At 75.0% G+C, this 14,005-nt stretch carries 11 protein-coding genes and 1 pseudogene; 2 read left to right on the plus strand and 10 right to left on the minus strand.

Annotated elements, in window-relative coordinates; genetic code table 11:
* Positions 1-29 precede the first annotated feature (29 nt).
* From ACIA8Q_RS08240 to ACIA8Q_RS08260, 5 genes are all read right to left on the minus strand, one after another.
* Positions 30-1,379 (minus strand): formimidoylglutamate deiminase, encoded by a 1,350-nt coding sequence (locus tag ACIA8Q_RS08240; RefSeq protein WP_360216269.1) that lies wholly within the window; start codon positions 1,377-1,379, stop codon positions 30-32.
* Positions 1,370-2,551: an allantoate amidohydrolase gene (locus ACIA8Q_RS08245; RefSeq protein ID WP_360216381.1), complete on the minus strand. Its 1,182-nt coding sequence runs from the start codon at positions 2,549-2,551 to the stop codon at positions 1,370-1,372. The genes ACIA8Q_RS08240 and ACIA8Q_RS08245 overlap by 10 nt, the downstream gene beginning before the upstream one ends.
* An 85-nt stretch (positions 2,552-2,636) precedes the next feature.
* The gene (gene hutU / locus ACIA8Q_RS08250) at positions 2,637-4,292 is read right to left on the minus strand and encodes a urocanate hydratase (RefSeq protein ID WP_360216384.1); all 1,656 of its coding nucleotides are present in this window, start codon (positions 4,290-4,292) and stop codon (positions 2,637-2,639) included.
* Between the two features lie 187 nt (positions 4,293-4,479).
* Entirely contained in the window at positions 4,480-4,803 is a 324-nt protein-coding gene (locus ACIA8Q_RS08255) for a hypothetical protein (RefSeq protein ID WP_360216272.1), read from the minus strand.
* A 110-nt stretch (positions 4,804-4,913) separates the two neighbouring features.
* Complete coding sequence (locus ACIA8Q_RS08260) at positions 4,914-5,783, minus strand: MurR/RpiR family transcriptional regulator (protein ID WP_360216275.1); 870 nt, start codon at positions 5,781-5,783, stop codon at positions 4,914-4,916.
* A 210-nt stretch (positions 5,784-5,993) separates the two neighbouring features.
* Here ACIA8Q_RS08260 and ACIA8Q_RS08265 point away from each other — a divergent pair, with 210 nt between their 5' ends.
* A complete protein-coding gene (locus ACIA8Q_RS08265; protein WP_360216278.1) occupies positions 5,994-6,416 on the plus strand; it encodes a hypothetical protein in 423 nt (140 codons plus the stop codon).
* A 42-nt stretch (positions 6,417-6,458) separates the two neighbouring features.
* On the opposite strand, the gene hutH is transcribed toward ACIA8Q_RS08265, so the two are convergent.
* The gene (hutH, locus tag ACIA8Q_RS08270; protein WP_360216281.1) at positions 6,459-8,042 is read right to left on the minus strand and encodes a histidine ammonia-lyase; all 1,584 of its coding nucleotides are present in this window, start codon (positions 8,040-8,042) and stop codon (positions 6,459-6,461) included.
* A gap of 169 nt (positions 8,043-8,211) precedes the next feature.
* Between hutH and fdhD the strand changes: the two genes are divergently transcribed.
* The gene (gene fdhD / locus ACIA8Q_RS08275; RefSeq protein WP_360216284.1) at positions 8,212-9,066 is read left to right on the plus strand and encodes a formate dehydrogenase accessory sulfurtransferase FdhD; all 855 of its coding nucleotides are present in this window, start codon (positions 8,212-8,214) and stop codon (positions 9,064-9,066) included.
* Between the two features lie 39 nt (positions 9,067-9,105).
* Here the strand turns inward: fdhD and ACIA8Q_RS08280 are convergent, their stop codons facing one another.
* The 4 genes and pseudogenes from ACIA8Q_RS08280 to ACIA8Q_RS08295 form a co-directional block, all read right to left on the minus strand.
* Positions 9,106-9,468, minus strand: coding sequence for a hypothetical protein (locus ACIA8Q_RS08280; RefSeq protein WP_360216287.1), 363 nt, complete (start codon positions 9,466-9,468; stop codon positions 9,106-9,108).
* Positions 9,469-10,200: 732 nt separating this feature from the next.
* A pseudogene (locus ACIA8Q_RS08285) lies at positions 10,201-11,358 on the minus strand (diguanylate cyclase domain-containing protein); the annotation flags it as partial.
* A 291-nt stretch (positions 11,359-11,649) separates the two neighbouring features.
* Positions 11,650-12,774 carry an adenylate/guanylate cyclase domain-containing protein gene (locus tag ACIA8Q_RS08290; RefSeq protein ID WP_360216290.1) on the minus strand — a complete coding sequence of 375 codons (1,125 nt, stop codon included), beginning with the start codon at positions 12,772-12,774 and terminating at the stop codon, positions 11,650-11,652.
* 169 nt (positions 12,775-12,943) lie between these two features.
* Positions 12,944-13,837 (minus strand): biotin--[acetyl-CoA-carboxylase] ligase, encoded by an 894-nt coding sequence (locus ACIA8Q_RS08295; RefSeq protein WP_360216293.1) that lies wholly within the window; start codon positions 13,835-13,837, stop codon positions 12,944-12,946.
* Positions 13,838-14,005: the final 168 nt, after the last annotated feature.

Below are 14,005 nucleotides of genomic sequence, written 5' to 3' on the forward strand. Positions count from 1 at the left end.
CGCCTTCCGAACGGGGTTGGGGACACGGATCAGCAGCTCAGCGCGCCGATGGCGGCGCCCAGGGCGCCCGGCACGTCCGCGACCAGCTGGTGCACGCCGTCCCGGACGACCTGCCGGCCGCCGACCACCACGTGCCGCACGTCGGCGGCGGAGGCCGCGAAGACGGCCGTCTCGGCGCCCAGCCGGGGCGGCGGCCCTGCGGTGCGCACCGAGTCCAGCGCGATCACGGTGAAGTCGGCCAGGGCGCCGGCCTCGACCCGGCCGGCCTCCGGCCAGCCGAGCGAGGCGTGCCCGTCCTCGGTGCCGGCCCGCAGCAGGGCGGCGGCCGTCCAGTGCCCGCGGGTGCGGGTGCGCAGCCGCTCGTCCAGCTCCAGGGCGCGGGCCTCCTCGAACGGGTCGATGACGGCGTGGCTGTCACTGCCCAGGGTGACCGGGCAGCCCGCCGAGGCCAGCCGGCGGGCCGGGCCGATGCCGTCCGCGAGGTCCCGCTCGGTGGTGGGGCACATGCAGATGGTGGTGGACGTGTCGGTGAGGAGCCGGACGTCCTCGTCGGTGAGGTGGGTGGCGTGCACCGCCGAGGTCCGCGGGCCGAGCGCGCCGTGGTCTGCCAGCAGCCGGGTCGGGGTGACGCCGTGCGCGGCGAGGCAGGCCTCGTTCTCGGCGGTCTGCTCGGACAGGTGGACGTGCAGCGGCGCCTTGCGCGCCGCCGCCCACTGCGCGACGGTGCCCAGCTGCTCGGCCGGCACGGCCCGCACCGAGTGGATGGCGGCGCCGATCCGGGCGTGCTCGCGGGGCTTGAGCGCGTCCGCCCGCTCGGCCCAGGCGTCGGCGTCGCCGTCGCTGAACCGCTGCTGGGGCTTGGTCGGCTCGGCGCCGAAGCCCGCGGACAGGTAGCAGGTGTCGAGCAGGGTGATCCGGATGCCGGCCCGCGCGGCGGCCTCGATCAGCGCCTCGCCCATCGCGTTGGGGTCGTCGTACCGGGCGCCGCCGGGCGCGTGGTGCAGGTAGTGGAACTCGCCGACGGCGGTGATCCCGGCCAGCGCCATCTCGGCGTAGACGGCGGTGGCGAGCGCCAGGTAGCGGTCCGGGTCGAGCGCCCCGGCGAACCGGTACATGGTGTCGCGCCAGGTCCAGAACGTGCCGGAGCCGACCTGGACGTGGCCGCGCAGCGCCCGGTGGAAGGCGTGCGAGTGGGCGTTCGCCTGGCCGGGCAGCAGCAGCCCGTCGAGGCGGACGGCGCCGGGCGGGCAGGGCCCGCTCTCCGGCGTCACCGCGGTGGTCCGGCCGTCGGGGCCGACGGCGATCAGCACGTCCCGCTCGACCACCGGACCGTTCGGGTGGGGCAGCCAGGCGTACTGCGCCCAGTAGGTCACTGACACGCCAGGTCCTCCAGTACGTCGGCGAGGGCGGTGACGCCGGCCAGGCAGTCCGCCTCCTCGGCGTGCTCGGCCGGGGAGTGCGACACCCCGGTGGGGTTGCGCACGAACAGCATGGCGGTCGGGATCGCCGACGCCAGGATCCCGGCGTCGTGTCCCGCCCCGGTGGGCAGCACCGGGGCGTCCAGCAGCTTGGCGAGCCTGTCGCGCAGCGGGCCGTCGAAGTCCACCACCGGGGTGTAGGACTCCCGGGTCAGCTCGACCCGGACACCGTCGCGCTCGCCGCGCTCGGCGGCGGCCTGCTCGATCTCGTCGACCAGCGCGGCCAGGGTGCGCTCGTCGGCGGCCCGGGAGTCCAGCCAGCCGCGCACCAGCGAGGCGATCGCGTTGGTGCCGTTGGGCTCGACCGCGACCTTGCCGAAGGTGGCCAGGGCACCCGCCAGCCGCGCCTTCTTGCGGGCGGAGAGCACGGTGTTGGCGTACGTCAGCATCGGGTCGCGGCGGTCCTCGATCCGGGTGGTGCCGGCGTGGTTGGCCTCGCCGTGGAAGTCGAACCGCCAGCGGCCGTGCGGCCAGATCGCGCTGGCCACGCCGACCGGCTGCTCCTCGGTGAGGAGGCGGCCCTGCTCGACGTGGAGTTCGACGAAGGCGCCGATCCGGGCCAGCCGGTCGTCGTCCGCGCCGAGCGCGGTCGGGTCGTAGCCGGCCCGCTCCATCGCGTCGGGCAGCCGGACGCCGTCGGCGTCGCGCAGCTCGTACGCCTGCTCGCGGGAGAGCACGCCGGCGGAGAGCCGGGAGCCGATGCAGGCCACGCCGAACCGGGCGCCCTCCTCGTCACCGAAGTTGACGATCGCCAGCGGCCGGTCGAGCTCCGCTCCCCGGCCGCGCAGCTCGTCCAGCGCGGCGAAGGAGGAGACCACGCCGAGCGGGCCGTCGAAGGCGCCGCCGTCCGGGACGGAGTCCAGGTGCGAGCCGGTGACGACCGCCCCGCCCGCGGCCGGATCGCCCAGCCAGGCCCACTGGTTGCCGTTGCGGTCCAGCTCGTAGGTCAGGCCGCGGTCACGGGCCTGCTGTTCGAACCAGGCGCGGCACTCGGCGTCGGCGGAGTTCCAGGCGAAGCGGCGGTAGCCGCCGGAGGCGGCGGAGCGGCCCACGGGGAGCAGCTCCGCCCACATCTCTTCGAAGGAGGACGTCACGCGACCGCCTCGCCGCGCCCGGCACCCGTGTCGCGCACCGCGCGGCTCTTCAGGCTCCGCTCGCTCACAGCTCGCCCATCGGGACGCGCACGCCGCGCTCGTCGGCGACCTCGACGGCCCGGTCGTAGCCGGCGTCGACGTGCCGGATGACGCCCATGCCCGGGTCGTTGGTGAGCACCCGGCGGATCTTCTCGCCGGCCAGCGCGGTGCCGTCGGCGACGGTGACCTGACCGGCGTGGATCGAGCGGCCGATGCCGACGCCGCCGCCGTGGTGGATGGAGACCCAGGACGCGCCGGAGGCCACGTTGACCATGGCGTTGAGCAGCGGCCAGTCGGCGATGGCGTCGGAGCCGTCCAGCATCGCCTCGGTCTCGCGGTACGGGGAGGCGACCGAGCCGCAGTCCAGGTGGTCGCGGCCGATCACGAGCGGTGCGGACAGCTCGCCGGAGGCGACCATGTCGTTGAAGCGCTCGCCGGCCTTGTCGCGCTCGCCGTAGCCGAGCCAGCAGATGCGCGCCGGCAGGCCCTGGAAGTGCACCTTCTCCTGGGCCATCTTGATCCAGCGGGCGAGCGACTCGTTCTCCGGGAAGAGGTCGAGGACGGCCTTGTCGGTCTTGTGGATGTCCTGCGGGTCGCCGGACAGCGCCGCCCAGCGGAACGGGCCCTTGCCCTCGCAGAACAGCGGGCGGATGTACGCGGGGACGAAGCCGGGGAAGGCGAACGCCCGGTCGTAGCCGGCCAGCTGGGCCTCGCCGCGGATCGAGTTGCCGTAGTCGAAGACCTCGGCGCCGCGATCCTGGAAGCCGACCATGGCCTCGACGTGCCTGGCCATCGACTCGCGCGAGCGGGTGGTGAACTCGGCGGGCTTCTCGGCCGCGTAGGTCGCCATGTCGTCGAAGTCGACGCCCACCGGCAGGTAGCTCAGCGGGTCGTGCGCGCTGGTCTGGTCGGTGACGATGTCGATCGGCGCGTCCATCGCGAGCAGCTGCGGGAACAGCTCGGCGGCGTTGCCCAGCAGGCCGATGGAGAGCGGCTGGCGCTTGTCGCGGGCGGCGGTGGCGAGCTCCAGGGCGTGGGAGAGGTTCTTGGCCTCGACGTCCAGGTAGCGGTGCTCGATCCGGCGGGAGATCCGGGACGGGTCGCAGTCGATGCAGATCGCCACGCCGCCGTTCATGGTGACGGCCAGCGGCTGGGCGCCGCCCATGCCGCCGAGGCCGGCGGTGAGGGTGATGGTGCCCTCGAGGGTGCCGTCGAAGCGCTTGTTGGCGACGGCCGCGAAGGTCTCGTAGGTGCCCTGCAGGATGCCCTGGGTGCCGATGTAGATCCAGGAGCCGGCGGTCATCTGGCCGTACATGGTGAGCCCGAGGCTCTCCAGGCGGCGGAACTCCTCCCAGTTGGCCCAGTCGCCGACCAGGTTGGAGTTGGCGATGAGCACCCGCGGCGCCCACTCGTGGGTCTGCATGACGCCGACCGGGCGGCCGGACTGGACCAGCATGGTCTCGTCCTGCTTGAGGGTCTCCAGGGTCCGGACCATGGCGTCGAAGGAGCGCCAGTCCCGGGCCGCCTTGCCGGTGCCGCCGTACACCACCAGCTTGGAGGGGTGCTCGGCGACCTCGGGGTCGAGGTTGTTCATCAGCATCCGCAGGGCAGCCTCCTGCTGCCACCCCTGCGCCGTCAGCCCCGTACCGCGTGCCGCACGCACCTCGCGCGGACCGCTCACCTGCTGCTGCACCATGTCCTGGCCTCCCTGCGGATGATTTCATTCAGACTTGGTTCGACTGAATATATCCAAACATTCAGTCCTCGACCAGACCCCTGGGCAATCCGATCAGCCCCGGCCCGCACCGGCCCCCAGGCACGCCGAAGCGCCCGTCCCGACACGTCGGAACGGGCCTGCCGGGCGGGCCTCAGGCGGCCGCGCCGCCGTCCCAGTCGATGCCGATCTCGGCGAGCCAGCGGCGGTCGTCGGCGTCGGGCGCGGGCGGGGACGGCGGGCGGGGGATGTTCTGCACCGGGCCCAGGCCGTACTTCTCGACCGCCTCCGCGGCGGCCCGGGCGTCCGGCTCGATGACGCCGACGTGGACGGCGGAGTCGTCTCCCGGATCGAGGACGGTCAGTTCGGGATCGGGCAGGCGCCGCAGGGTGACGCGGCGTCCGCAGGTGGGGCAGGACCATTCGTCGGCCCCCGAGGCCAGGCGGGCGACGAACTTCATCTCGTGGATCACGCGCATGGGCGGCACCCCCTGCAGTAGGGGATGCCCGGGTTCGTGACGACTACTCACGATCCGGCCCACTGCGGGCGCGCCCACCGGGCGGAGCCGGCGCCCGGGCGGGGTCGCGCCTACTCCAGGAACAGGCCGCGCGCCGCCGCCGACTGCTCGATGGCCTCCAGCCTGGCCTCCGCGCCCGGGATCTCGTCGCACATGCTCTGCAGCAGCACCCGGCCGAGCATCATCGGCGCGCACGCCGTGTCGAAGACCAGCCCGGTGCCGACGGCGGCCGGCAGCATCAGGTCGGAGAGCTTGGCGACCGGCGCGAAGGCGCTGTCCGCGACGGTCAGCACCGTCAGACCGCACTCGCGGGCCACCGCCAGCGCGTCCATCAGCTCCCGCGGGTAGCGCGGCAGGGCGAAGCAGAGCAGCGCGGTGGCGCCGGCGGCGCTCGCCTGCTCCAGCCGGTCGGCGAGCATGCTGCCGCCCTCGTCGAGCAGCCGGATGTCGGGGTGCACCTTGGCGGCGAAGTAGGCGAAGCCGCGCGCCTGCGCGGAGGCCGCCCGCAGTCCGAGCACCGGCAGCGGGCGCGAGGCGGCGAGCAGCCGGGCGGCCCGGATGATCGGCTCGGGGTCGGCGAGCAGTTCGGCGAGGTGGCGCAGGTGGGCGATCTCGGCGAGCACCGCCTGCTGGTGCTCGTTGCGCACCGCGTCGTCCGGGGTCTCCGGGGCGACGGCCTCGCCCGCGCCGAGTTCGCGCAGCTGCCGGCGCAGCGCCGGGTAGCCGTCGTAGCCGAGGGCGACCGCGAAGCGGGTGACGGAGGGCTGGCTGACCCCGGCCAGCTCGGCGACCTCGACGCTGGAGAGGAACGGCGCCTCGGTGGCGTGCCGGACCAGGGAGTGCGCGATGCGCCGCTGGGTCGGGGTGAGCCGGTGGCCCTCGAACAGCTGGAGCAGCCGGGAGGAGGGGCCGACCGAGCCGGCCTCGTCGATGGCGGTCATCAGCGGTACCTCCGGGTGCGAGCGGTTCGGACGACGACTGTGCAGCAGCGCGTCGCGCCTGGCAAAGACGTCTCGTACGGCGGAACGTCGCGTGGGACGTCCCGAGGGGTGAACGGCGGCTCGGGGTAACCCTGATTTCCCCCTGAGCCCGCCCGGATTCCCCGGCGAACGGATGGACCCGGCTCCGCCGCGGATTGCAGGCTTGCCCGTATGAACACTCGCCAGGACGAACTGCGCCGCGACCTCGACGCCACCCTGCAGGCCCGCAAGGAACTCGGCAAGGAGTACGAGTCGGAGCTGGTCGACTCGTTCCTGAGCCGGATGGAGTCCCGGATGGACGCCCGTCTGGACCGCCGGGTGGACGAGCGGATGGACGAGTACGGGCCCGCCCACCGCCACCACCCCCGCCGACAGGGCCGGGTGCCCGGCCGCCCGGGGACCAGGCTCGCGGTGATCTCGCTGGTCCTCGGCATCCCGCTGACCGGGATCGCGAGCAGCCCGTCGGGCGGCGGCTTCGTCGGGATCCTGGTCAGCTGGGCGGGCATCGTCGGGGTCAACTTCGCCGCTGCCTTCGCCGACCGCCGGGAGCACCGCGACGAGGCGCGGCGCTCCCCGCGGAGCGACTGGGACTGACGGGGCGGGGCCGGTCGGCCTGTTCAGCGCCCCGGCGGGTGGTCAGGCCAGCGGCCCGGTGACCCCCTCCACCGCCCGGACCAGCCCGCCGGAGGCGACCAGCGCGGCGGCGGCCTCCAGGTCCGGCGAGAGGAAGCGGTCGCGGCCGGCGCCGCCGACGCCCGCCTCCCGGGCGGCGGCCATGGCGGCCGCGGTGGCCGGGGCGACGCGGCCCGACTCGTCGGCCTGCTGACGGATCTCCAGCGCCCGGGCGGCCGCGGTGAGTTCCACGGCGAGGATCCGGCCGAGGTTGTCGACGGCCTGGCGCAGCTTGCGGGCGGCCGACCAGCCCATCGACACGTGGTCCTCCTGCATCGCGGAGGACGGGATCGAGTCGACCGAGGCCGGGACGGCGAGCCGCTTGTTCTCGCTGACCAGTGCCGCCTGGGTGTACTGCGCGATCATCAGGCCGGAGTCCACGCCCGGGTCGTCGGCCAGGAAGGCCGGCAGGCCGTGCGAGCGGGCCTTGTCGAGCAGTCGGTCGGTGCGGCGCTCGGAGATCGACCCGAGGTCGGCGGCGGCGATGGCCAGGAAGTCCAGCACGTACGCCACCGGGGCGCCGTGGAAGTTGCCGTTGGACTCGACCCGGCCGTCCGGCAGCACCACCGGGTTGTCGACCGAGGCGGCCAGTTCGCGGGAGGCGACGAGCTGGGCGTGCGCCAGGGTGTCGCGGCCGGCGCCGGCCACCTGCGGGGCGCAGCGGATCGAGTAGGCGTCCTGGACGCGCGGCGCGTCGTCCTGGTGGTGGCCGGTGAGGCCGGAGTCCTTGAGGACGGCCAGCATGTTGGCGGCGCTCAGCGCCTGGCCCGGGTGCGGGCGGATCGGCGCGTGCAGCTCGGGGGCGAGCACCTTGTCGGAGCCGAGCAGCGCCTCCAGGGTCATCGCGGCGGTGATGTCGGCGGTGGTGAACAGGCGCTGGAGGTCGGCGATCGCCATCACGAGCATGCCGAGCATGCCGTCGGTGCCGTTGATGAGGGCCAGGCCCTCCTTCTCCAGCAGCTCGACCGGCTCGATGCCGGCGGCGGCGAGCAGCTCGCCGGCGGGCTTCTCCACGCCGTCCGGGCCGGTGGCCACGCCCTCGCCCATCAGGGCCAGCGCGCAGTGCGACAGCGGCGCGAGGTCACCGGAGCAGCCGAGCGAGCCGAACTCCCGGACCACCGGGGTGATGCCCGCGTTGAGCAGGGCGGCCATGGTCTGCGCGACCAGCGGGCGGACCCCGGTGCGGCCGGAGGCCAGCGTCTTCATCCGCAGGAACATCAGCGCCCGGACGACCTCGCGCTCGACCGCGGGGCCCATGCCGGCGGCGTGCGAGCGCACCAGCGAGCGCTGCAGCTGCGCACGCAGTTCGGGGCTGATGTGCCGGACGGCGAGCGCGCCGAATCCGGTCGACACGCCGTAGACGGGGCGCGGCTCGGCCGCGAGGGCGTCGATCCGGGCCCGGGCGGTCGCCATCTCGGCCAGGGCGTCGGGGCCGATCTCGACCCGGGCGTTGCCCCGGGCGACGGCCAGCACGTCCTCCGCACTGACGTCGGCCTTGCCGACCTGGACCAGCGGAGCGTCGGGGGCCACAGCACTGTGCATATCCATATACACCATCACATCAGGTGAATGGGAATATGACAACAGCTGCTCGCCATTCGGATTTTCCGCCGCCCCGTCCCGCGCCGCACGCCGGGCCGGGACGGGGCCGTTGGCCGGCGGCCGCCGCCATGCCGCAGGCTGGTGGTCACGGGACACGTACGGAGGTGGCGGGGCGATGACGCGGGCGACGGCGAGGCGGCGCGTGGTGCGGCTGCGGGGGGACGGGCGCGGAGTGCGGCCGGACGCCCTGGCGGCGGAGGAACCGCTGGAGATCAGGCTCGGCGGCGAACCGCTGACCGTCACCATGCGCACCCCCGGGCAGGACTTCGACCTGGTGGCCGGGTTCCTGGTCGGCGAGGGGCTGGTGCACACCGCGGAGGAGCTCGCCGCGCTGCGCTACTGCGCCGGGACGGACGAGGCCGGCGCCAACACGTACAACGTCGTCGACGCCACCCTGCGCGGCGCGGCCCGCCCCCTGCCGCTCTCCGCGCACCGCAACCTGCTCACCACCAGCGCCTGCGGCCTCTGCGGCCGGGACACCGTGGACGCGGTGCGCACCCACGTCCGCCACCCCGTCGGCGAGGACCCGCTGACCGTCCCGCCGTCCCTGCTGTACGGCCTGCCGGACCGGCTGCGGGCCGCCCAGCGCACCTTCGAGTCCACCGGCGGCCTGCACGCGGCCGGCCTGTTCGACGCCGCCACCGGGGAGCTGCTCTGCGCCCGCGAGGACGTCGGACGGCACAACGCGGTGGACAAGGTGGTCGGCTGGGCCCTGCGCGAGGGCCGGCTGCCGCTGACCGGGCACGTCCTGCTGGTCAGCGGCCGGGCCTCGTTCGAACTGACCCAGAAGGCCGCGCTGGCGGGCGTGCCGCTGCTGGCGGCCGTCTCGGCCCCGTCCTCGCTCGCGGTGGACCTGGCCGAGGAGCTGGGCCTCACGCTGGTCGGCTTCCTGCGCGGGGAGAGCGCGAACGTGTACACCCGGCCGGACCGGATCAGCGAGCCCGCCGCCGCCCCGCCCGTCCCGGCCTGAGCCCGGACGGGCCCCGGGGGGCGCCGGCCCGGGGAGGCCCTAGGACCGGCCGTCCCGGCGCCTGAGCCGCACCACCAGGACCACCAGCACGGCGACCAGCAGGAGCACCACGAGGAAGCCGATGACCTTGCCGATCACCCCGGCGAAGAAGCCCTTCTTCTTCTTGCTCTTCGACTTGGACTTGGAGCCGGCCAGGTCCGAGATCCGGTGCGCCCCGGCCACCACCCGCACCTGTCGGGCGCCCTCCGCCGGCGTACCCGCCGCGCTGCCCGCACCCGCACCCGCTGTCAGCGCGTCCGCCGTCCGCACCACCGGCGCCGCCGAGGCGGGCGCGGCCAACGCCACCCCGCCACCGAGCACCAGCGCCCCGGCCACCGCCACGCCCACCAGTCGTCTGCCCACGGCCCGCACCCCGTCCCCGGCGCGCCCGCCGCGCCGATCCAGCGGACACCGTCCCACCACCGGGCGGCCCCCACCACCCCCCGGGCGCGGACCGCGACCCACCCGCAACACGGCGGTCACCGAACCGGCACAGAACCGCCGGGGGCCGGCTCCCGCGGCCCGCCGTCAGCCCGCCGGCGGCGAGGTCGGCCCGGACAGCGCCACGGCCACGAGGGCCCGCATGGCGCAGGCGGCCTGACCGAGCGGGAGGGTGGCGTCGTCGGCGAAGAGCTCGACCAGCCAGCCGCCCGCCGGGTTCTGGCCGCCCGCCGCGACCATCCCGCGGTAGCCGGAGACGACGAGCATGGCCTCCTCGGCCGGGTCGTTGCCGGCCGCGCCCGCCCGCAGGGCGAAGGCGCCGCCGCGGACGGCCCGCCGGGTCATCGGGTAGTGACGCAGGTCGAAGACGGCGTCGGGGGCCTCGATCTGGGCGCGCTGGGTCTCGGCCCGGACGCTGCTGGGGCCGCTGGTCATCCGGTAGACGGCGTGCTGGGCGGTGCGCATGAGCTGGGAGCCGGGCGGGACGTAGGAGATCCACCAGCCGACGGCGTCGAGCAGCCGGGCGGAGGACTCGGCGACGACCACGAGCTTGGCGAGGGTGTCGGCGGGGTGGACGGCCCTGGCGCCGGCGGCCCGGTCCAGGCCGGCGAGGACGGCGGTGAGCAGCTGGCCGGGGTCGGCGCTGTGGGCGGCGCCGCGGAACCGCCGCCGGTCGCCCGCGCCCGCCCGGCCGCCGCCGCGGGGCCGCCCGTCGGCCCGGTGGTGCGGGTCGGCGGCGTCGGCCAGCAGCACGGTCGGGTCCGGGGCGAAGCCGGGGCCGTGGCTGCGCCCGGCGACGACGGGGTGGGCGGCGCGGGCGGCCTTGGCCCGGTACTGGGCGGCGTCGGCGAGCCGGAAGAGCCGGTCGGGGGTGGTGACGGGGCCGATGGAGTCGCCGGTGGAGGCGACGCCGCAGGCGACCCCCTCCCCCTCGGACAGGGCGAGGGCGCGGGCGCACAGCTCCTCGGCGACGACGACCACCTCGTCGGCCTTCTGCCCCTCCGCCAGCAGGCAGAACTCGTCGCCGCCGAGCCGGGCGGCGAGGCTGCCGGGCAGCTTGGCGGCGGCCAGCGACAGCTGGTGGGCGAACCGTTCCAGCAGCCGGTCGCCCATCTCGTGGCCGAGCTGGTCGTTGACCCGCTTGAGCCCGTTGACGTCGCAGACCACGAGCGAGACCACGGTGTTGTCGCGGTTGTGGGCGGCGAGGGCGCTCTCCAGCCGGGCGTCGACGGCGCGCCGGTTGGCGAGGCCGGTGAGCGGGTCGGAGAAGGCGAGCTTGCGCAGGTCGGCGAGGCGTTCGGTCTGGGCCAGACCGGCCGACACCTGGGCGGCCAGCAGGGTGGCGTAGTCGGCGTCGGCCTCGGTGAACTCGGGCATCCCGACGCTGCGGGCGAGGTAGAGCTCGCCCCAGGCCTGCCCGTGCAGGACGATCGGCGCGACCACGCAGCAGGCCCGACCGCGCCGGCGCAGCGCCGCGGCGCGCTCCTGGCAGTACGCGCCGGCGGTGGGGTGCGCGTGCCCGGTGTGCGGTTCGGTGTTCTCGGCGGTCTGCAACCAGGCGCGCGGAAGGCGCCCGGTGGTCCAGCGCTCCTCCAGGTAGGTGACGATCTCGGGGAAGTCGGCGACCGGGTAGGACTCGTCCTCGGGCAGTTCCTCCTCGCCCGGCGCGAGCTCCCCGTGGTTGACGAGGACCCTCAGCCGGCCCGATTCGCGGTCCCAGACGGAGACCGCCGTCATGGTGGCGCCGAGCGCCTCGGTGGCCCGGACGGCGGCGGCCCGGACGGCCTCCAGCGGGGTGAGCGCTCCGGCCATGTCCTGGGCGAGCTCGACCACGGACTGCAGCCGCAGGTCGGGCAGCGGGTCGGGGTGCCGCGAGCCACCGCAGTCGCAGCCGCGGTCCGTCATGATCGCCTCGCCGCCCACCGGTTCGCCTCGCTCCCTGTGTCCGGTCCTGCCAGACCCCCGTCACGACCGCACCCGTCCGGCCGCTTGCAACCAAGACTATGGCGGTTTCGTTCGGTTATGCCCCGTTTGCGGGGACGAACCCGCACCAGGCCGTACGGGTTTCAACCATTCGGCACCGGGAGCACGCAACCCCCGGACCTACTCCGGCTTGAGCCGCCGCGACAGCAGCCACGGCTCGACCAGCCCGAGCCCGCGCACCGGCCGGCGCCACATCGGCTGGAGGTGGAAGCGGTGCCCGGCGTCCGGGCCCGGCACCGGCAGGCCGGAGGCGGGCATCCCGGCCGCCGCGGACAGCGCCTCCGCCAGGCCGGGCCCGTCCACGTCGGCCGGGGCGACGCTGCCGTTCTGCTCCAGCGCGGCGGCGAACTCGCCGTCGATCAGCACCGCGTCCTTGGGCGCGATCGAGGTGAGCCGGCTCGCCAGGTTGACGGTGGTGCCGAAGACGTCGCCCATCCGGGAGGTGACGGTGCCGAAGGCCATGCCGACCCGCAGCGCGGGGATGGTGTCGTCCTCGGCGAGCGCCTCGATCAGGCTGAGCGCGATCTCGGCGGCGGTCACCGGGTCCTCGGAGACGTAGAGGATCTCGTCGCCGAGCGTCTTGATGACCCGGCCGCCCTGACCGGCGATCAGGTCGGAGCAGGTGTTCTCGAAGGTCTCGACGAGCTCGCCGAGCTCCTCCTCCTCCAGCCGGCGCGACAGCCGGGTGAAGCCGACCAGGTCGGCGAAGCCGACCGCCAGCCGGCCGCTGGTGATCTCGTGGTCCTCGGCGGCCTGGACGACCCGGCCGGTGACGGCGGCGAGCTGCCGGCGCCAGACGTAGACCAGGAACTGCTCCAGCTCCGGAAGCAGCAGCTCGACCAGCGGGTACGCCACGTCGGCCCGGGTCAGCCCGGGTTCGACGGACTGGGTGAGGTTCTCCAGGAAGGTGTCCATCTGCCAGCCGGCCAGCCGCGCGGTGGTCTGCCCGGTGGACCGGGCCACCTGGATCGCCATCGACTCGCTGAGCAGACCGGACTCGACCAGGCCGGCCAGGCGGCGCAGCGCGATCACGTCGCCGTCGGTCAGCGCCCGGGACTGCCCGATGTCGGGGAAGCCCATCGCCCGCCAGAACCGGGTGGCCAGCTCCATCGGGACGTCGGCGGCGCGCGCGGCCTGGTACGGGGTGTAGCGGCGTGGCGCGTCCAGGATCAGACGTTCCAGTTCGAGCGCGACCGTGGGGTCGTGGGTGCCCGCCGTTCCGCCGCTGCTGCCGTCCTCTGCCACCGGTCCGTCCCCGTGCGGTCGCCGCACTCGCCTCGTGTCCTGCCTGTCCGGGCGCGCCCGCCACCCGGCGGGCAGTGGCGCGCCTCACACCGCTGCCAGGTGGAATGTTCGCACGGAATCACGTGATCCGGGGCATCAGCCCGGGTCAAGGGGAGGTGAAGAGTGCCGTTCAGCGGGGCTCGGGGCGCACGTGGACGACGTCCCCCGCGCCGACCGCCTGCCGTGCGCCGTCGGGGGTGCGGACCACCAGCCGTCCGTCGCCGTCGATCGCCACCGCCTCGCCGGTCAGCTCGCGGTCCCCCGGCAGGTGCACCCTCACCTGCCGGCCGAGCGTGGTGCAGCGGTCCGCGTAGGCCCGGAGCAGTTCGCTGGCGTGCGGGTCCCCGGCGGCCGCCGTCCAGTCGCGGTACAGCTCGGCGAACTCGCGCAGCAGCGCCCGCAGCAGGACGGACCGGTCGGTGACCGCGGCGCCGGCCAGCGCCAGCGAGGCCGCCGCGGGGACGGGCAGCTCCGCCTCGCGCAGCGAGACGTTGAGGCCGAGGCCGGCGACCACGGCGCCGCCGCCCAGCTCGGTGAGGATGCCGCCGAGCTTGCGCTCCCGGCCGTCGATCTCCACCTGGAGGTCGTTGGGCCACTTCAGCCCGACCTCGACCCCGGCCACCCGGCTCAGCGTGCTGGCCGCGGCCACCCCGACCAGGATCGGCAGCCAGCCGTACCGCTCGACCGGCACCTCCTCGGGGCGCAGCAGCACCGACAGGAACAGCCCGGAGCGGGCCGGGGCGGTCCACTGCCGCTCCAGCCGGCCGCGCCCGGCGAGCTGCTCCTCGGCGACCAGCACCGCGCCCTGCGGGGCCCCGGCCCGGGCGCGGGCGGCGAGGTCGCTGTTGGTGGAGCCGGTCTCGGGGACGACGTCCAGCGAGGTCCAGAGCCCGCCCGGCAGCAGCAGGTCGCGGCGCAGCGCCGCCTCGTCCAGCGGCGGGCGGTCCAGGTCGGCCCAGGGCGACGGCCCGGTGCGGCCGAAACCGCGCAGTCCACTGCGGCGGGGGGTGTCGGGTGCGGTCATGGGGGCCACCCTAGGACCTGGCCGCGGGCAGGGGGCGTAGGCCGCCCCATCGTCCCTCAGAACGGCCGTTGACACACTGTGTCGATGGCCATAACGCCAGGACGTGCCCTACCGCCCCGCGTGCTGGCTACGCTACTCAACGGTAGTTCGCAGCGCCGCCCTGCCCTC

Source organism: Kitasatospora sp. NPDC051705 (assembly GCF_044453265.1).
Classification (GTDB): domain Bacteria; phylum Actinomycetota; class Actinomycetes; order Streptomycetales; family Streptomycetaceae; genus Kitasatospora.

Excerpts from the sequence above, each read along its gene's own strand:
- ACIA8Q_RS08245 (WP_360216381.1), bottom strand. The coding sequence starts at position 2,551 with ATGTGGGCGGAGCTGCTCCCCGTGGGCCGCTCCGCCGCCTCCGGCGGC.
- ACIA8Q_RS08255 (WP_360216272.1), bottom strand. The coding sequence starts at position 4,803 with ATGCGCGTGATCCACGAGATGAAGTTCGTCGCCCGCCTGGCCTCGGGG.
- ACIA8Q_RS08260 (WP_360216275.1), bottom strand. The coding sequence starts at position 5,783 with ATGACCGCCATCGACGAGGCCGGCTCGGTCGGCCCCTCCTCCCGGCTG.
- ACIA8Q_RS08265 (WP_360216278.1), top strand. The coding sequence starts at position 5,994 with ATGAACACTCGCCAGGACGAACTGCGCCGCGACCTCGACGCCACCCTG.
- hutH (WP_360216281.1), bottom strand. The coding sequence starts at position 8,042 with ATGGATATGCACAGTGCTGTGGCCCCCGACGCTCCGCTGGTCCAGGTC.
- fdhD (WP_360216284.1), top strand. The coding sequence starts at position 8,212 with ATGACGCGGGCGACGGCGAGGCGGCGCGTGGTGCGGCTGCGGGGGGAC.
- ACIA8Q_RS08295 (WP_360216293.1), bottom strand. The coding sequence starts at position 13,837 with ATGACCGCACCCGACACCCCCCGCCGCAGTGGACTGCGCGGTTTCGGC.